The organism is Balneolaceae bacterium (genome assembly GCA_034521495.1).
GTDB lineage: Bacteria > Bacteroidota > Rhodothermia > Balneolales > Balneolaceae > Rhodohalobacter.
Map to the genome: position 1 here is coordinate 38522 of JAXHMK010000014.1, position 18319 is coordinate 56840.

Sequence of the window (18319 nt, forward strand, 5' to 3'; positions counted from 1 at the left end):
GATGGCTGGAAAAATTTCGGCCCAGGTCATTCCACCGGATACAAGTGAGAGTGAAGAGCCGGATATACGGATTGGAAGCGAATATTCACTTCTGCCCGTTGCAGGATACACTTCCGATTTGGGTTTGTTTGGAGGAGGGCTGGTTCAGCGAATTGGGTATGGAAACAACGTGCGTCCATTCTTAAGTAATTTACAAGCAAATTTTACAGCATCAACAAAAGGCAGCCTTGTTTTAGAGATGGAATATGAACGGACCCGAACGTTCGGTACAGATTTAAGAAGTTTAATAGATTTTACAGGGCAAAGAATCCGTGAGGCATACTATTTTGGAATTGGGAATAAGACTGAATTCTCCGATCAACTGTTTGATGATAATTATTACTTTTTTGAGAACCGGGAACTGGCAATCTATTACCAGTTGCGAAAAAGGATGGCATCATTCGGAGAATATGGTTTTTTAGATCTAACCGGCTCTGTGGATGTTTCCTATTTGAATGGACGAGTAAGAGATGAATCTTCCAAGTTCGGGGAGGATATGCCCCGCGGAATTGGGAAAAGCTGGGCAAATAAAGCAGGCTTTGGATTTATAGCAGACAGCAGAGATAGTGAATTTTCGCCTGCGCAGGGAATTCGGTATGAAGCATCGTTCGAGGTTAGTTCTTCTGTTTTTGGAAGTGATTATAGCTATTCTGATCTGCAGTTTGATATTCGCCATTACCTGGAACTGTTTGATGGCGTTGTTTTAGCCAATAAACTTAACTTTGAATCAATACAGGGCAGTGCTCCATTTTGGGACCTATCCATCATAGGGGGGAGTTATGGCCCCCGTGGATATCATTTAAACCGGTTTCGCGGAAATCAATCCATACTGCATCTTTTAGAACTCAGAACATGGCTATTTTCTTTTTGGAACGATAGAATTCAGGTAGGTAGTCAACTTTTTTGGGACAGCGGACGGGTATTTTCTGACAATGATTCGAACGAACTGTTCAATAACTGGAAACATTCTTTTGGCGGTGGGATGATATGCAAATTTTTTAGCCGGGATATTATGCTACGGGCAGATGCAGGAATTTCTGAGGAATCACTGAGATTCTATTTTGGAGCAGGGTATGTATTTTAAAGAGATCAAAAATATTCAATGAAAAAAACACTTTTTACAGCGAATGCTGATGTAGCAACTTCTTTCTTAACACAGATTAAAGAGAATAATGAGTGGCGATTAATCCATATGCCGTTGGAAAAATACTCATACTCTGTGAACAGAGAGGAGGAAGATCTTGTCTTAAAAAAGCTGGAATCATTTTCATTTATCATACACGGAAATCTCAGGAATGCCCGTTATTTTATTCAGTGGATTCGGGAGGCAGGGGCACTCAAAGAAGTTCAAAATATCGTTCATCTGGTTTCGAACCAGGCAACTGCTGATATGTTAGATGAGTTTGATATTCCTGCAGTTATGCCGAGGGAAGATGCCCGTCCTATCGATATTATAGAGTTTATGCTTCGGATATCCCGGGAGGGAACTGTTCTCTATCCCACAACCGATCAAAGAGATGAAGAGGTTCCGGGATTACTGCAGGAACTGGAGATACCGGTTGTTGAATTTGAGGTTTGCAAGGAGGAAACATTGGCAACCGAAACTCTTGAAAGCTACAGAAGACAACTAACAGATATATCATTGGATTCTGTCATTTTCCACAGCCGTTCGGCCGTTATCAGGATTCAAACAGCATTTCCAGACCTGAATTTATCAGCAGTTGAATGCATTTCATCCGGACAGGCAGTTACTCAAAAATTACAAGAAGCCGAAATCGAGCCTGCCATAGAAGCAAGAGGGTCCTGGCGGTCGCTGCTGGTTACGCTCACTGAGTAAATTTGTAAATTAACAGAATATTTACACAGCTATTTAGCGAGTGTTAAGTCAAATATGAAATGTCGGAAGCAACCTGTCAGCACCCACTGGATCTGACAGCGTTGATTTTTGACGCTGACAGAAATCCGGAAAAGCATCGGAAATGCTGTCAGGTCTTTATCCGACAAATGAGAATTGACATAACACTAGTTTTTCAGTTTTATATACTGGTCGGCAGTAGAACTCTATGACGCTTATTTTCGGAAATTATGGCAAATTACATAAATCACACCTGAGTCAATTTTTTGATGATCTCTTCATGATCAGGAAATTGGGCTAAAAGATCATCCCGATCCGCCAGCTCAAAATCATCAAAATCAAAACCGGGAGAGACGGTACATCCGCAGAGGGCAAAACGGTCCGGATCGTCAACGGTAACGCCAAACCAATACCCGGCGGGCACAATGTGTTGTGGTTTTTGGCCGGCTTCAAGATCTTTACCAACGTTTAATTTTCGATAGGTACCGCTTTGGGAAATCAGATGGATGGTAATCGGTGATCCCTCATAGTGATGCCAGACTTCATCTGACTTTATTCGATGGAATTGTGATTGATCGTCACTTCCAAGCAGGTAATAGATCGATGTGCTGTAATGGCGGCCGTCAGGAAAATCATCCTTATCTGTTTCTATAATTCCGTCGCTCCGGTACACTTCTGTATAATATCCGCCTTCAGGATGGGATTTAAGGTTTAATCTATCAATAAGTTCCGATATTCTTAGTTTCATAAACAATTTTTTTGAGATGGAAAAGAAAGCTAAAATAAACTGAGTTCGGGATAAGAATGTTGAAAATGAAATCCCCTCCTATGATTAGGAGGGGTTCGGGGAGGTAGAAAGGAGATTAAATCTTGAAATTGAAACTAAATTCTGTTTCAACCACCCCTAAATCCCCTCCTTGGAAAAGGAGGGGACTTTACCATGCCAATTCTTAATATTCTTATCCTGAGTTCACGTTAAAATATAAAGATCACTGCAAAACCATCGCACTATCCGGGTAATCTGTAATAATTCCATCCACTCCCATTTCAATCAGGTCGTTCATCTCTTCTGTTGTGTTCACCGTCCAGGGGATCACTTTCATGTCAAGACTGTGGGCTTCGGCTATCATCCGTGAACTAACCAACTGGTAGTTCGGACTCCAGATTTCCGGTACAAATCCTAACTCATTTACGTAGTGCTGTATTGTTTGCCGGTTGGAAACCAGCATGGCTATAGATACATCGGGATTGAGCTTCCGAAATTCAACCAACGTAGCGGGATCAAAAGACTGGATGATCACCCGGTCCAGCATGTCGAATTCCTCATCGAGATCCATCAAAAGATCATTCAGGAGCTGTGCAAATTTTTCCGGCTGAGGATAATACGTGCCATAGCGCATCGGTTCACTTTTGGTCTCGATATTGTACTTTACATCCTGTAATCCCTGTTCGTCGGTATAATTTTCAACAGTCTCAATTACATCACGCAGCAGAGGTTTTTTGGCCTCCATTCTCTCTTGGTTGGGAAAGGAGGGATGGCCTTTTTTCCCAACGTCAAACTGTTGTGTTTCTTCGTATGTCATCTCGTAGATGTTGTACTCCATCTCTTCCTCTTCGGTGACCGGCGAGCCATCCGGTTTGGTACTGATATTATGGCTGAACCAGGGCTCATGCGAGACGAGGATTCTTTCATCTCCGGTTACGACAACATCCAACTCAATCGTATCAACCCCTAAGTCAACAGCCTTTAGAAATGCGGGAATTGTATTTTCAGGCATCAGTCCGCGTGCCCCGCGATGGCCTTGCAGATCAAATGTTTGTGTGGGTTGGTTGTTGGTACATGTCATAAGAAAAATTGAGAAGAATACGGCGATTAAAAACCTCATGGTTCTATATATTTCAAATGGTTTAAATGTTAAAATCTGGACTATAATATATTGGGAATCATTATGAAAAAAAGATTAATAAGCTGTCATCAAATTGTAAAACTTGCTTTCTTGATCAGTCTTCTTAGCCCGGTCACTCTGACTGCTCATTCTTTAGATGGTGATTTAATAACAATCATCTTGGTTCGCCATGCTGAAAAAGCAGATAACAGCCACGATCCCGATTTGAGTGAAGCCGGTTACGAACGAGCAGAAAAATTGGCTGAGATGTTTAAACGGGTATCCTTTGATGCCGTTTATTCAACGAATTTCAAAAGAACTCAGAAAACGGCCAAATCCACTGCCGACTTGAATGATCTGGACCTTCAAATCTATGATCATCAAAATCCAACATCGCAGGTTGAGAAGTGGCTGGAGATGCATCAAGGTGAAACGATATTGGTTTGCGGTCATTCCAATTCAACGCCGACCTTTGCAAATACGATTTTAGAAGGAGAACATTTTGATGAAAGTTTCGATGAATCTGATTACGGCAATATTCTGATTATTACCATTGCCGGGGATGGAGAAAGAAAACTTTTGCATTTGAGATATTGAGCCTTCTAAAATTGACAGTATGAAGCATGGCATGTCTGAAAGTAAGATTTGACGAGAATTTTAAAGAGGATGAATTTTACAGCTTGCAAATCGAATTATTTCAAAGACGTACCATGTTTAAAGGAACGCAGCCTTTCAATCCAAATGAACAACCGTACAACCCGACCCACCACTATCCCATGGAGCAATTTCAAACGATTTCACCTCAGAGCGTTCCTCCAGGTGTTCATGAACCAGCTTGTGTAGAATACCTTCGCCCTTGCCGTGAATAATTTCTACCTGGCTCATTCCGCGGGTGAGAGCATTATCCAGGTATTTTGTGAGTTCTTTTATCGCCTCATCACCGCGTTTTCCGCGCAGGTCCAGGGAGGGACTCACGGAAAGATCGGTATCCTTGGAAATGGAATAAGATCGTGTTTTCATCGATTTCTCTTTTTTCGGAGGGCGTGTTTTCACCAGCTTGTTCAGGTTCGATTTGATCTTCATACCGTTCACCAAAACCGTAGCTTTCTTTCCGGAGAGTTCAACCAGTTCGCCGGATGTATTGCTCTCTTCAATGAGTACATGATCGCCCACCTTCGGCTTCTCCTTGCTTCGATAAGGTTTTTCCTCCTGCTCAACCTCTTCCTTGTCTGAGGCGATCTCTTTCTTGGCATCAAGAATATCGCGGCGGGCTTCGGTAATTTTTTCTTTGTTTTCGCGCCCCTCGCTCACCACTTTTTCAACAGCCTTCTCAATTCGTTGATTAGCCCCCTTCATGATCTCTTCAGCATCTTTATACGCTTTTTCGATAATTTTCTTCCGCTTATTTTTGATGTTCTTCTGATCCTTCTCGTAGTCTTTCTCTCTTTTTTCAACTGACCTGAGCCGCTTTTCATACTCATGTTTCAACTGCTCAAACTCCTGCATATTCTCCTCTAAACTGATCAGTAGATCGCCCATTGAATCTCGTTTTTCACCCAAAAGTTCACGGGCTTTGTTCATCACTTCTTTAGGCAGATTCAGGCGGTCGGCAATCTCAAACGCATAACTGCTCCCGGGATATCCTTTTTTGAATCGATAGGTGGGAGTGAGGTTCTCCTGGTTAAACTCCATCGCTCCGTTCACCACTTTTTCGTGCTCATGTGCAAACACTTTGAGTGATCCGTGATGCGTGGTAACAATCACGCGAGCTCCCATTTCAATCACTTTTTCAACAAACGCCTGGAAAAGCGCACCCCCTTCCTCTGGATCGGTCCCGGAGCCAGCCTCATCAATCAAAACAAGTGAGTTCTTTTTGAGTTTTTGCAGCGTGTTTCTCATCCACTGTAAGCGTGAAGAAAACGTACTCAGATCATTTTCGATCGATTGGTCATCCCCGATATCAATATAAATACCATTCAAGACCGGGATTTCAGAATCCGGCTGAACCGGGATCGGGAAACCACTTTGTAGCATTAAATTCAGCATTCCAACCGTACGCATCGCCACAGATTTTCCACCGGCATTGGGTCCGGTAATTACCAGGGCCAGCTCATCCGGGTTCAGTTCAAGATTGAGAGGAACGACAGGTTCGGGCTCCTTCAGCGACAGATTTTTAAGCACCAGGTTGGGATTCAACGCATCTATTAAATCCAGGTGTCCGTCTGAGCTTAACTCAGGGATACTTCCGTCAAGATTCAGCCCCAGTTTTACACGTGCATGAATAGCATCGAACTGCGCAATAATGGGGATATTTCTCTCAAGTGTATCTGAATATTTTCCAACTTCAGCTGTTAATTCCCGAAGAATTCGTTCAATTTCCCGCTGCTCTTCCGCTTCAAGTTGCCGGATCTCGTTGTTGATCTGAAGTGCTTCAACCGGTTCGAGATAGATGGTTTGGCCGGTGGAGGAGACGTCATGGATAAAGCCATCAACCTTACGCTTAAATTCCGCCTGGATAGGGATTACCATGCGGCCGCTGCGAATAGTTGGGCCTTCATCGGATGTCATTCCTTTTTTTGAGACTCGCCGCATCACCGAATGAATGGTATCTCTGAGCCGGTTTCGTTCCCGGTTCAGGCGACCGCGAATCTGTTTCAGCTTACTGCTGGCATCATCCCGCAGATCTCCCTTATCGGTCACCACTTTCCGGATCGCCTTTTCCACCGGTTGGTGATTGACAAGCCGATCAGAAATACTTTTCAGATTTTCAAGATCCAACTCGTGGTCTTTAAAGAAATTCTTGATCGTTCTGCCGAGCCGGGCATTTTCGAGCACTACCAGGAAATCCTCAAGTGGCAGCGTATTTTCTTTGATCCGGCTGGCTTTCAAAATTTCAGTCGTATCCTCAATCACAGAAAGCGGATGATTTGAACTGCTTTGAAGAATTTTCATCCATTCAGAAGCATATCCAAGAATTTCAGAAACCCTTTCCGGATCTGTGGCCGGACTTAAATTTTTTAGAAACTCTTTTCCATAAGGGGTATAAGTATGCTGTAAAGCGGACTCCAAAACCGCTTCAAATCCAAGTTTTTGGTAAGCTTTTTTCGTATCAATACTTGTTTCTGAATCCATGTACGAAAGGTCGTGAACTTTTTACGAAATATAAATATGAGGTTGAGGAGGACTTACCCCATTTTAAGATTGATTCATATTCTTGCAATGGCTATCTATTAGCTTTAAATCTGAATATTATTAACTGAAGAACCGAGACGTTATGAAATTATACCAGGTAGATGCATTTACAGATGAGGTGTTTTCCGGGAATCCTGCGGCCGTTGTTCCATTAGAAAGTTGGTTGAGTGATGATGATATGCAAAATATTTCCGCCGAAAACAATCTTTCTGAAACCGCCTTTTTTGTTGAAGAACCGGACGGAAATTATACCATACGATGGTTTACACCTCAGACGGAAGTAGATATTTGTGGACATGCCACGCTTGCTTCGGCTCATGTTTTATTTGACCATCTGAATTTTGAGAATAAGAGAGTAGTCTTTCAGTCGAAAAGCGGAGAGCTGACGGTAGAGAAGAGAGAGAACATCTACTGGATGAACTTTCCATCCAATCCCCCCGAACCCATTCCGGTCCCAAAGTTACTGCCCGAAGCTATAGGTACAATTCCACTTTATACCGGCGTAAACAGGGATATGCTTGTTTTGCTACAGGATGAGGATACGGTTCAATCCGTAAAACCAGATTTTAGTTTGCTTGAAAGAATGGAGGTTCGGGGAATCATCATTACCGCAAAGGGAGAGGATTGTGATTTTGTGAGCCGATATTTTGCTCCGTCGATGGGAATTTACGAAGATCCGGTAACGGGATCGGCTCATACATTGTTGACTCCATTTTGGGAAAAACGCCTTGGGAAATCAGCTCTTAACAGCTCGCCAGGTATCCAAAAGAGGTGGCAATATTATGTGTAATCAAAAACAGAACAGGGTTGAAATTGGCGGAGCGGCTGTAACATATATGGTCGGAGAGATTAATATCTAATGTTCTTTTTGATATTAGTACTGGCTGGAATCACTGCCGGCATCTTAGCCGGTCTTTTCGGGATTGGTGGCGGCATTCTTTTCACTCCCATCCTTTTTTTGGTATTCACTTCAGCGGGGCTTGAAAATCCTACACCATGGACCATTGCTACGGCTCTATTTTGCACCTTTATTGCATCTATTAGCAGTTCTATTCAACAAAGGAGTGAGAGAAATTTTTATTGGAGGGAGGGAATTCTGCTGGGCCTTTTGGGAAGTTTAGGTGTGTACCTTGGTAAGATTACCGTCACCTCTGCGTATTACACTGAAGATGTTTTTGTGTCGCTATTTTCAATACTGCTGGTAATCGTAGCTGTCCTCTTTTACAAAAGGAGCCGAACAGACAGAAAGCTGCAAATTACGAAAGACTCATTTAGTGTACCGAAGGCAGGTGTGGCTGGAGTATTCGGGGGAGTGATAGCGGCTTTGGCAGGAGTTGGCGGAGGAATTGTACTCGTGCCAATTATGAACCTTGTTTATAAACTAAAGCTGTCGAAAGCTGTGAGTATTTCATCCCTGGCGATTGTATTCATCTCTCTCTCAGGATGGCTCCAGTATGCTTTTTTTGCCGGTGTTCACAACGGATTAACGCCTTACACAATTGGTTATGTTGATTTTGGATCGGGATTGCCATTGATTATCGGGGCTTTTGGAGGAGGCTTTTTAGGAGTGAGAATTGGCCATACTCTGGATCAAAAACTATTACAAATTTGCTTTTCTCTTTTGATTCTGATCATCGCCGTCATGATGATTGGCAGCATCGTCTGATTTTTTCGTTTCTTTGTAGAGTCTCCGACCACTGGCGGATCAAGAAAAAAAAGAACCTAAAACATGAAGAAGGCTTTGCAAAACTCTGACCGTCATCCTGAACTTTCCCAGGATCCCTCCGGGGGATTCAGGATCTCCAGATACTGGCTATAAAGACGAATGGAGAATCTGAATCGAGTTCAGATTGACCAATAACCACGGCTTTGTAAAGCCCTCATGAAATAAGTTTAGATCTTAAAAATAAGGGTAGCTCCTCTGATCAACTGACTGTTGAATCTCTTTTTCTGTTCGGAAGTTTAAAATTTGTGAGAAGGAAAAACACCACAAGGCCCAACAGGAAAATTCCCAGGGAAAAAGCAATATTCAAAAAGCTTGGCTGAATGATAAAAAGAGCTGTTATAAACTGAATGACAATAATAGTAATCAAAATTATTGCAATCGATTTTCTGCCAATTTGGTTGATGACAAATGCCCCTAAAGGAGCTCCAAAAATTACAACGGGAATGCATACTAACAGGTAGTTTATAGCCTCGGCCTGCATGGTTTCTAAAACAAATGCATTTAACAAAGTGCCAATAATTGCATTGGAAGCCATTAAAATAACGGAGGTGGGGGTTGCTATCTTTTCAGAGAGGCCATATTTCAGCACAACAAAAGCAAAGGTACAGATATCAATTCCATTGCCAAATACGGAACTGAAGATCCCTCCAAGAACTCCTATCAGCAATAACTCAATTTTTTGGTAAGTAGTTAAAACAGGCAGATGATCTTTACTATCACGAGACCGAACGAAATTTACAACCCAAAGAGCCATCCCAAAACTAAGCCAGAATGAAACGAACATCATCTTAGCATAACTTGGTGTAATTAAAGGAACGATATAATAGGAGCCGAACAGGATTCCAGCGGCCCCGCCAATCCCTGCGATAAGCAGGTAATTTTTTTCAATCTTTATTTTTGACAGAAATATCCAGATCGCTGCGAAAGTCATCCCAAAACTTTGAATCGCAAAACTGAAATTACGCGCTACATCGGGACCAATGTTGAACAAAAGTGTCATTGCCGGGTATGCAATGGCACCCCCGCCTTCAGAACTTGCACCGGCAACGAATGATCCTAAGATCATGGTTACAGTCATAAACCAGTTATCTCTAAAAAGGTACCAGTTTTGAGTGGTAGTCATGAAAATGATCCACCCGAGAACCAGTAAAATTGCCAGAGATAGGAAGATTCGCAGTTGAAATTTAAATGAGGTCATATGTACTGTAAGAGATTGCTTGCGAAATGAGTTGACGAAGATATTTTAGGCAATGGGTTGGATGACAGGTGAGTAACAAATCGGAGCAGTGATTAGTGCGCCTGATATTTAAATGATTATAAGTCTTTATGATGGGCGTAAGTCTAATAAATCTATTTCGTAAAGCCAACTGGTTTAACCCGAATTATTCACGAAAAAGTATAAAATAGAAGTTAAGTTACAGATATTATTAGATGTATCGGAAAATGATGGTAGCTCAATTTTGAGTGTTGTGGCAAATGGCTACGAAATTTGTCCGTGCACTGCGTTGAAGTTGAAATGCTTTACTCAGGGTACTCAGGTACCCTTCCGTCACCATTTCCTCTTCGCCTTGTGCACAACCAAATTTCTTGGTGCATAATCCGGGTTAGCTTCTTTTCCACTGATTTTAAAAAACCATTTCATGCACTTGTGGACAGGATCAACTGGTTTTAAAAACATCATTGGGCAGCTTCCGGGAATTAAAGAGATACCGGCATCTTCTGCTTTTTTAATTGCATCGGGGTTATAGCTTCCATTCCCCAGTGATTTGTGAATCCAGACCTTTTTGATTTTTTGTTCAATACATTCATCAATAATGAGTGGAGTGACATCAGGATGAGTGGCAATTACAACCCAATCGGGTGTTTCCGGAACCGATGCAATAGATGGGTAACAGGTATCTCCTTCTACAATCCGGGAATTAGGATTAACCGCATATACTGTGTATCCATGTTTCTTGAGATTTCTATATATAATGTTTGCGGCCACATCCCCACTGGATGAAACTCCTGCTATTGCGACTCTCTTTAACTTTAAAAAAGCTTCTGCGGCATTTTTTAACATCTGTTTCTCTCCATTTATAGGTTTCCTTTCTATAAAAAGTACTCATAATAATTTCAGTTTTAATGAAGATTCATAATCGACAGAGGTTATTTTTTTGTTCCGGCGTAATTCTATAAAAAAAACTGTAACAAATCGGTTGTTCGGGCATCATATATACAGAAGCGACAATCAATGTAGCTTTTGAGTTTTAAATAAAGATCAGCAACTGAAGTTTTATTGATATGAAAACTTGCGTATTGTTTCCTAATGCATTCTCATACAACTATATAGATGGATCTGTAGCTCATTCCATGGATGTTCCCACATCTCAGGAGCTTCATTTGAATCCACATGATTTAAATGAAACGTTCCCTTCGCGAAGGAATACGAGGAGAAATTTGTCTCTCTTTTCTCCCAATGCCAGAAACAGATCAAAAGAAAAACCACGCCTTCTGCACGTGGAAGACAGTGCTCAAATTCGTCTTCTCGTTTCTATATTTCTAAAAAATGAATTTGAAATAGTGAGTGCTGAAAACGGTAAAAAAGCTATCAAAGAAGCTGAAAAGAGCGAGTATGACCTGATTTTGATGGATATTAATTTAGGAAGCGGAATTGATGGATTTGAAACAGCAAAAAAGATCAGAAAACTCAAGAAATATAATGATACACCCATTATCGCTCTAACCACGAACGATTACGATCATGTTCGTGATAGATGTATATCCTCAAGAATGAACGCCTATATTCAAAAGCCGTTTGATAAGGCATACCTGTTAGGAATCATTCAGGAGATAAATAAGCACCAGGCCCAAAAAACAAGTTAAAATTTTACTGAAATGACCAGCCATCTAACACCTATAAGAGAAAAAATCCACGATTTTGTGGATGGAAATCTCTCTGCCGAAGAAGTCGATCAACTATGGGCGCAGCTAATTGCTCGTCCGGATGATCTCGATTATTTACAAACACTCGTTACACTGAAAAAAATGGGAGCAGAAGGCAAGTTCGATCATCTTTATGATTCAGAACCTAACGTTATTCCGATGCCGAAAGCCGAAGAGAGTTCTGCTCCAACATTATATGAAAGATTCAAACCGTATCTTGTTGCTGCCACGGTTATTATTATCGGTTTTGCTGTACTTTTTAATCTTATGACCGGTGTAGAGCAGCCACAAAACGCCGAACCAATTTCTATGATAGAATATGAAATTGAACGGTCAGCAGATAATCAAACCATGTTGGAAAATTATCTGCAGGAAGCGGTAAGCCTGGCTACAAGCGGTAATCTTGAGGCCGCATATGCACAAATCGATGAAGCCTCATCCCTTGAATTAACAACTGAGCAGAGTATTGACCTTAAAATGGTTAAAGGAGCTATTCAATATAATTCCAAAAATTATTCAGAAGCTTTGCAAACCTTTCAGTCAATTAACAGCACTGATGGAATAGGATTGATGAATCTTGAGAAGGGAACCTGGTACTTAGCTAATACTCAATTGCAACTTGGTATGAGGGAAAAAGCAATTGAGAGTATGGAGAGAGTTATAGAACTCGACGGATCATTCAGCCGAGTAGCTAAAAACAAATTGGAATCACTAAGACAACCTCCCGCCAGTTAAAAAAAGATCCAGGATCTAATCAGGGTTTTTCTTTGATATGCAGCAATTGCAATGAAGCCAAGCCCTGATATCAATAAGCCCGACAAAAGTAACTGGATCAAATATTTATAGTTATCTACCGCAGGGCTAATGTTGCCGTACATGATAAAAGCTCCCCACAGGTAGGGATCGCTATTAGAGTTATTGAGATAATGTATACGTGCCTCCCTGAGTGCCTCAGCTTTGTTATTTCCCTGATTAAGTGAAGCATAAAATTCGGATGAAATTTCAGAAGCGGTTTGATCCCGTATCGGCCAAAGGTTTATAGATAAACTTTGAGCTCCTGCATACGCAAACGCTCTGGAAAAACCCAGGATCCCGGATCCTTTCAAATATCCTCCGGAACCGGATTCGCAGGAACTCAAAAAGATCAAATCAGCATTGAGGTTTAAGTCGAACAACTCATAGGCATGAACAATGCCGTCATTTTTATTGTCAACGCTGTCTTCTCCATTTACACTGTTGCCAGAATACATATAAAGAGAAGAAAAAAGCGGATTTTCATCATCCACTTTACTGTGTGTTGCCAGGTGGATGATTTTTGCTTTGCCGGCAACATTTCTAAAATTGCTTTCCGTACTGCTGTCGTTTATAAAAAATTGTTTATTTCTAAACTTGTCTAATTGAGCTGAACTGCTTGTAACTTCCTGTGGACTGAAGGGGAGGTCCGGTAAATTGGGGTGGCCGGCCTCCGAAAAATTACTCACACCAAAGCCTGCCAAATCAAAGCTGAAATCAGTACGTGCTGACGTATTTAAAAGATCAGATAATGTGTTGAGATAACTAACACTGTAGTTTTCTATTAAATATGTGGATGAACCATAACTATTCTTTGAATTTGCGGGGTTTACAGGCAGAATTTCTATAGGAATTCTGTAAAATATTCCATCCGGGATCATATAGATATGTTCAATTCCAGAGGGGATATTATCAGCAAAATAGTTTCTGTAAACATCATGTAACAGGTTCAGATCTGTTGAAGCATGCCCAAAACTTTGAACCGCACGTTCAAGCAGCTCCATCTGCTCATCTGCGGGATAGACTTTCATCTCTATACGTTGAGTAGTGATGAAGTATTGAAATATTTGATCTTCAAATACAGAAAAATAGATGATCATCTGATCTGAATTCAGTTCATTCCTTGCTTGAGGCAGCATCTCTTCAAAATCACTGGTCGAGTAGTTTGGAAATGCTTGGTTCAGCAAATTGTTCCGCTCCGCCTTCGCACTTGCTAACTGATTTCCGAGATATATTTTTTGCTCTTCCGTTGCATTTGCGTATCTGCTTCTCAGATCTTCAATTCTGTTGCTCAGGTTATGATCTCTGATCAATTCTTCCTCGCTTAATATCTGTGATTTTAAAAGCGGATTGTTATAAAATCCAGTTCTTGAAAGGTTTCTGAGCCGTCCGTTTACAGCAATTGCATCTTCGAAATTCCCAAGTTGGCGTAGCAGTTCTGTGTGTAGCTGAAACGCTTCCGAAAACTCCTCATCCATTCTCATATGCCCGGTCTGCATGTCTGCGCTCTCTTGCAGCCAATCAAATATTTCTTCAATTGTAGTTGAAGAAAATGCAAGAGCTTCTTCCAATTCTCCTCGATTACTAAGGAGTTTGATCTTTACATTTTTTCCAAGCACTTCCAGATTGAAGGGGATTTCTTCCAGGTCGCTGTCGGATATAGATTGCATCAGAGTATCGGCTTCACTTAATCGTTGATTATCCGTAAGCATATTACTGTAGCGAACAATTGCCATAGAATAGTTTCGGTTATCCTCACGGGATTCACTGATGGCAATTGCCTCTTTAAAATATTTCTCGGAGTCTCTTGGATTATTCAACTCATGATATGTCTCACCCAGCTCGATGTAGCTGTTGAAATGTCGTTGATAGTTATTTGAGTTTTCAGAAAGTTCAAGAGCATCATAAAAGTGATCTAACGCCAAATTGGGTAAATTTTCAGTTTCCCGTTTATGAACGCCTAATGAGAGTAAAACTCCGGCCGTTTCCTCAGGTAAGTTATATTTTTGTGAGATTTCAAGTGCCTGATTAAGATAATTTAACGCCAGACTTGTTTCGTTTTGTCTTCGGTAGAAAACATATAGATTGCGCAAGATATTTAACTGTTGATCAAAATTTTCTTCTTCCTGAGCAATTTCAAACGCTTCAAGTTGAAACTGTACATACTGATCAAATTGTCCTGAATTTAGATAACTTACTGCAAGATTATTGAAGAGTACGGATCTATACCTGGGATCTAAATTTTCAATATCTTGTTAGTAAACATTTTCAAATTGATTTAGTGCTAGCATTGACATTACCGATCCGGAATAGGGTTAGAGCATAACTCATTTTTACTGTTAGTAATCTTTCTTCAAAACCAAGTCTTTGAGCAAGTGGTAATAATATTTCGTCATAAATTTTTAAAGCGTCAGAGTAATATCCTGTTGCTCTTGCTGAAAAAGCAATTCTATTAAATAAGTTGAATGTAAAAGTAGAATCTAGGAAATGGATTTGACTCAATTAAATATTTCCCAACTTCAAATACTTTATCAAAATCATCAAGTTTATTATAACCTAAAACAAGAGCTTGTGCTTTTAAACTGGCTTTTAGAGGTGTATTCTTCATAATCTTACTAGTGCTTAATGTTTCAAACCAATGATCTAAGCAAGTTTTCGTGCTTGATTTTCAGATTCTCATGGAATGTGAAGCACCATGAAAAGGTATAAATCATCTGATGCGGAAAAGTCTCGGATTGAATAAATCATCTGATCACTATATTTCCATTGAGATATTAATTGTTCTATTAACATCTGATCATATTCATTCTCTTGATTTGAAAGTCTGTAAATGATTTCAATTCTCTTTTCACTTACTGCTTCATGAAGAGCAAAGTTTAAATAAGCTATTTTATTAGTAGTCTTATAAAAGTTCATAATAATTCTCACTGAGCCTATTATATAAAGTAGAATTAGTATCTGTTGTATCAAATTGTGTTTGTTCTTGAACATTTAGCCAATTATTGTATATCGTTCTCGTCTCTTCATGCTTGTAGTTTGTAGCTGAATAAATATTTTGAATGGATAAAGCGATATTGATATAAATATGAAGTAAGTACAAATAAATATTCGTCGGTACATAATTCATAAAGAAATGTTTGTATTCTAAACTTTAAAATGTACTAAATCTTCTTGAATTTATTCTGGATTCAGGATGATTCAGTTTTCATATGTCATTAGAAGGTTCACGTCAATCATCTCTTCCTGGTCTCCGCCGTGGAAATAACCGGGAGCTTCAGCAGATTGCACGGGTGATTCGGCCGATACAGCAGATGCATCCGGGGCGTTGGTCTCAGAGAGGTTGGCCTCGGTAATACCGGCGCATCCGGCAAACAGGGCGATGATGACAGTGGCAGTAAGAAGTCGGAGGTTGTGTAAAGTTTTCATAATGAGATGTATGTTAGTTTAGAAATTGTTTGAATGGTTGAGCGGTTAATTTCGGTTTCATGTGGTCATCGGAAGGTTCAAGGTCGATCATCTCTTCCTGGTCTCCGCCGTGGAAATAACCGGGAGCTTCAGCAGATTGCACAGGTGATTCGGCCGATACAGCAGATGCATCCGGGGCGTTGGTCTCAGAGAGGTTGGCCTCGGTAATACCGGCGCATCCGGCAAACAGGGCGATGATGACAGTGGCAGTAAGAAGTCGGAGGTTGTGTAAAGTTTTCATAATGAGATGTATGTTAGTTTAGAAATTGTTTGAATGGTTGAGCGGGTTATTCCCGGTTTCTGTGGTCGTCGGAAGGTTCAAGGTCGATCATCTCTTCCTGGTCTCCGCCGTGGAAATAACCGGGAGCTTCAGCAGATTGCACAGGTGATTCGGCCGATACAGCAGATGCATCCGGGGCGTTGGTCTCAGAGAGGTTGGCCTCGGTAATACCGGCGCATCCGGCAAACAGGGCGATGATGACAGTGGCAGTAAGAAGTCGGAGGTTGTGTAAAGTTTTCATAATGAGATGTATGTTAGTTTAGAAATTGTTTGAATGGTTGAGCGGTTAATTCTCGGTTTCTGTAGTCGTTGGAAGGTCCAACGTCAATCATTTCTTCCTGGTCGCCGCCGTGGAAATAGCCGGGAGCTTCCTCAGCTTGAACAGTTGATTCGACTGATACGGCAGGTGCATCCGGTGCGGTCTCAGAGAGGTTGGCCTCGGTAATACCGGCGCATCCGGCAAACAGGGCGATGATGACAGTGGCAGTAAGAAGTCGGAGGTTGTGTAAAGTTTTCATAATGTTGTGTGTTTTGTTTAGTGGTAATAAAAATTATTTTGGTTTTTTGCCATTCTAAGGCTAAAATTTTGTTGTACTATACATTAGTAGGATGCACAAACAAGCAGTTTGTTACAGAATAAATATAGAAATTAGATTATATTTTGAATTAGTTTTTATATGATAATTATATACAATAAATATTAATTATTTTTAAATATATTCATATACATTGACTTTCTGCAATTCAATTTTTATAAACAAATTTTTTTCTGTAAGGCAATAAATATCAGATAGTTATCGCTTTTTTGGAACAAGATAAAATTTCGAGTAAAGAATTTTACGAGCTCATTACTTCGGCTGAAACGTCTGAAGTAAATCGTATTTCATATATATTTATAAAGAGAATGGCTTTATATCTCAGTACCGTAATGAAAGCAGATGAAGAAACTGCAAAAGATTGTGCACAGCAGGCATTCGAAAAAGTTTATAAAAAAATTGTAAATGAGACGATTTCTGAAATAAATGATGTTTTTGGATACCTGATTCGATCAGCCCGAAATGAGTACCTGATGATTTTGAGGAAAGATAAGGTAGAAGTACCCAGCGAATACTCATACTTTTCGGGAGTTATCGGTTCGTCGGGTAATGAAATTGAGGGATCGATCTATTCAGAGGAAAAAGAAAAACTCCTTGAGTACTGTATCAAAAAATTAAAGAAAGGAAAGCGAACTTTTTTTCTGCAGGTTTTAAAATTCATTAACGAGGATGACAAAGAAGTGGCCAAGAAGCTCAATATGAGTCATGGCAATTTTCGAACAAAAAAATCAAGAGTGGTAGACAAGTTACGGGAGTGTGTAAAAAATACTACTAAAGATGAGTGAACTTACCTAAAGACAGATCTTTTATTTGGCATTGATTAAAAAAAGTACGGGCTTCTTTTCAAGATTTGGTTTTCTTGAACTTTTCCACTTATTGACATTCTTGGTTGAAATATATTCTTCCTTCGAGGTGATATTTGCTGCTATGCATAATTTAGTGGAAGGGCGGAGTTTTCCGATTAACAGATCGAACAGATTGCTGTTGCGATGAGGAGTTTCCATAAATATATGAGTATAACCCGATTTTAAAGAGTCTTTTTCGAGCTCTTCAATTTTTTTAATCCGTTTGGATTTATCTATCGGCAAGTAACCATGGAATGTAAACTGCTGGCCATTCAGTCCGGAAGCCATGAGTGCTAATAAGATTGAGGATGGCCCAACCATCGGCACAACCTGAATTCCCTTTTCATGAGCAAGTTTGATGAGTAGAGAACCGGGATCGGCCACTCCGGGAGCACCGGCTTCTGACATCAGCCCAACTGATTGATGATCCAGTAACTTTAAAAAACTGACAACTTCCTGGTCTGGTGTTTTTTTGTTTAAAACCCGGAAAGTAATTTCATGAAGAGGTGTCGGGTGATTTGCCCATTGAAGAAAGCTTTGAGCGGTTTGAGCCTTCTCGACTATAAAACAGTCTAACTTGTGTAAGACTTGAATGGTATGCTCAGGTAGAACCCGGTTCTCTTTTCTTTTGGCAATAGGAGTTGGCAGTAAATATAGTTTTTTTGATCTATCAACAGAACTCATAGGGAATGGATATATTAAACTAATAATTTGTACA

At 40.5% G+C, this 18319-nt stretch carries 19 protein-coding genes; 8 read left to right on the top strand and 11 right to left on the bottom strand.

Going from position 1 to position 18319, the window contains the following annotated elements:
* Nucleotide 1 precedes the first annotated feature (1 nt).
* Nucleotides 2-1123: a BamA/TamA family outer membrane protein gene (locus U5K72_14190; protein MDZ7719962.1), complete on the top strand. Its 1122-nt coding sequence runs from the start codon at nt 2-4 to the stop codon at nt 1121-1123.
* 18 nt (nt 1124-1141) lie between these two features.
* Nucleotides 1142-1876: a uroporphyrinogen-III synthase gene (locus tag U5K72_14195; GenBank protein ID MDZ7719963.1), complete on the top strand. Its 735-nt coding sequence runs from the start codon at nt 1142-1144 to the stop codon at nt 1874-1876.
* 265 nt (nt 1877-2141) lie between these two features.
* Here U5K72_14195 and U5K72_14200 read toward each other — a convergent pair whose 3' ends face one another.
* Both U5K72_14200 and U5K72_14205 read right to left on the bottom strand, forming a co-directional pair.
* The gene (locus tag U5K72_14200) at nt 2142-2642 is read right to left on the bottom strand and encodes a cupin domain-containing protein (GenBank protein ID MDZ7719964.1); all 501 of its coding nucleotides are present in this window, start codon (nt 2640-2642) and stop codon (nt 2142-2144) included.
* Between the two features lie 241 nt (nt 2643-2883).
* Nucleotides 2884-3780 (bottom strand): glycerophosphodiester phosphodiesterase family protein, encoded by an 897-nt coding sequence (locus U5K72_14205; protein MDZ7719965.1) that lies wholly within the window; start codon nt 3778-3780, stop codon nt 2884-2886.
* Between the two features lie 63 nt (nt 3781-3843).
* Between U5K72_14205 and U5K72_14210 the strand changes: the two genes are divergently transcribed.
* Nucleotides 3844-4377, top strand: coding sequence for a phosphoglycerate mutase family protein (locus U5K72_14210; GenBank protein MDZ7719966.1), 534 nt, complete (start codon nt 3844-3846; stop codon nt 4375-4377).
* A gap of 135 nt (nt 4378-4512) precedes the next feature.
* Here the strand turns inward: U5K72_14210 and U5K72_14215 are convergent, their stop codons facing one another.
* Nucleotides 4513-6912 (bottom strand): endonuclease MutS2, encoded by a 2400-nt coding sequence (locus U5K72_14215; protein MDZ7719967.1) that lies wholly within the window; start codon nt 6910-6912, stop codon nt 4513-4515.
* A 142-nt stretch (nt 6913-7054) separates the two neighbouring features.
* Here U5K72_14215 and U5K72_14220 point away from each other — a divergent pair, with 142 nt between their 5' ends.
* Both U5K72_14220 and U5K72_14225 read left to right on the top strand, forming a co-directional pair.
* A complete protein-coding gene (locus U5K72_14220; GenBank protein MDZ7719968.1) occupies nt 7055-7762 on the top strand; it encodes a PhzF family phenazine biosynthesis protein in 708 nt (235 codons plus the stop codon).
* 69 nt (nt 7763-7831) lie between these two features.
* On the top strand, nt 7832-8638 hold the full coding sequence (locus U5K72_14225) for a sulfite exporter TauE/SafE family protein (protein MDZ7719969.1): 807 nt from the start codon (nt 7832-7834) through the stop codon (nt 8636-8638).
* Between the two features lie 259 nt (nt 8639-8897).
* Here U5K72_14225 and U5K72_14230 read toward each other — a convergent pair whose 3' ends face one another.
* Nucleotides 8898-9896, bottom strand: a complete 999-nt coding sequence (locus tag U5K72_14230; GenBank protein ID MDZ7719970.1) for a sulfite exporter TauE/SafE family protein — start codon at nt 9894-9896, stop codon at nt 8898-8900.
* 351 nt (nt 9897-10247) lie between these two features.
* Complete coding sequence (locus tag U5K72_14235) at nt 10248-10760, bottom strand: CoA-binding protein (GenBank protein MDZ7719971.1); 513 nt, start codon at nt 10758-10760, stop codon at nt 10248-10250.
* A 221-nt stretch (nt 10761-10981) separates the two neighbouring features.
* On the opposite strand from U5K72_14235, the gene U5K72_14240 reads away from it, so the two are divergent.
* Complete coding sequence (locus U5K72_14240; protein ID MDZ7719972.1) at nt 10982-11563, top strand: response regulator; 582 nt, start codon at nt 10982-10984, stop codon at nt 11561-11563.
* A gap of 12 nt (nt 11564-11575) precedes the next feature.
* Nucleotides 11576-12358, top strand: coding sequence for a hypothetical protein (locus tag U5K72_14245; GenBank protein ID MDZ7719973.1), 783 nt, complete (start codon nt 11576-11578; stop codon nt 12356-12358).
* Here the strand turns inward: U5K72_14245 and U5K72_14250 are convergent.
* The 5 genes from U5K72_14250 to U5K72_14270 all read right to left on the bottom strand — a co-directional run bounded on the left by U5K72_14250 (nt 12355) and on the right by U5K72_14270 (nt 16678).
* Nucleotides 12355-14508: a CHAT domain-containing tetratricopeptide repeat protein gene (locus tag U5K72_14250; GenBank protein ID MDZ7719974.1), complete on the bottom strand. Its 2154-nt coding sequence runs from the start codon at nt 14506-14508 to the stop codon at nt 12355-12357. The two genes, U5K72_14245 and U5K72_14250, sit on opposite strands and share 4 nt — an antisense overlap.
* A 1105-nt stretch (nt 14509-15613) precedes the next feature.
* Nucleotides 15614-15841 carry a hypothetical protein gene (locus tag U5K72_14255; GenBank protein ID MDZ7719975.1) on the bottom strand — a complete coding sequence of 76 codons (228 nt, stop codon included), beginning with the start codon at nt 15839-15841 and terminating at the stop codon, nt 15614-15616.
* A 13-nt stretch (nt 15842-15854) separates the two neighbouring features.
* A complete protein-coding gene (locus tag U5K72_14260) occupies nt 15855-16121 on the bottom strand; it encodes a hypothetical protein (protein MDZ7719976.1) in 267 nt (88 codons plus the stop codon).
* Between the two features lie 46 nt (nt 16122-16167).
* Entirely contained in the window at nt 16168-16401 is a 234-nt protein-coding gene (locus tag U5K72_14265) for a hypothetical protein (GenBank protein MDZ7719977.1), read from the bottom strand.
* Nucleotides 16402-16414: 13 nt separating this feature from the next.
* The gene (locus tag U5K72_14270; protein ID MDZ7719978.1) at nt 16415-16678 is read right to left on the bottom strand and encodes a hypothetical protein; all 264 of its coding nucleotides are present in this window, start codon (nt 16676-16678) and stop codon (nt 16415-16417) included.
* A 287-nt stretch (nt 16679-16965) separates the two neighbouring features.
* Here U5K72_14270 and U5K72_14275 point away from each other — a divergent pair, with 287 nt between their 5' ends.
* Nucleotides 16966-17541 carry a sigma-70 family RNA polymerase sigma factor gene (locus U5K72_14275; protein ID MDZ7719979.1) on the top strand — a complete coding sequence of 192 codons (576 nt, stop codon included), beginning with the start codon at nt 16966-16968 and terminating at the stop codon, nt 17539-17541.
* Nucleotides 17542-17562: 21 nt separating this feature from the next.
* Here U5K72_14275 and U5K72_14280 read toward each other — a convergent pair whose 3' ends face one another.
* Nucleotides 17563-18285 (bottom strand): SAM-dependent methyltransferase, encoded by a 723-nt coding sequence (locus tag U5K72_14280; protein MDZ7719980.1) that lies wholly within the window; start codon nt 18283-18285, stop codon nt 17563-17565.
* Between the last annotated feature and the right edge of the window lie 34 nt (nt 18286-18319).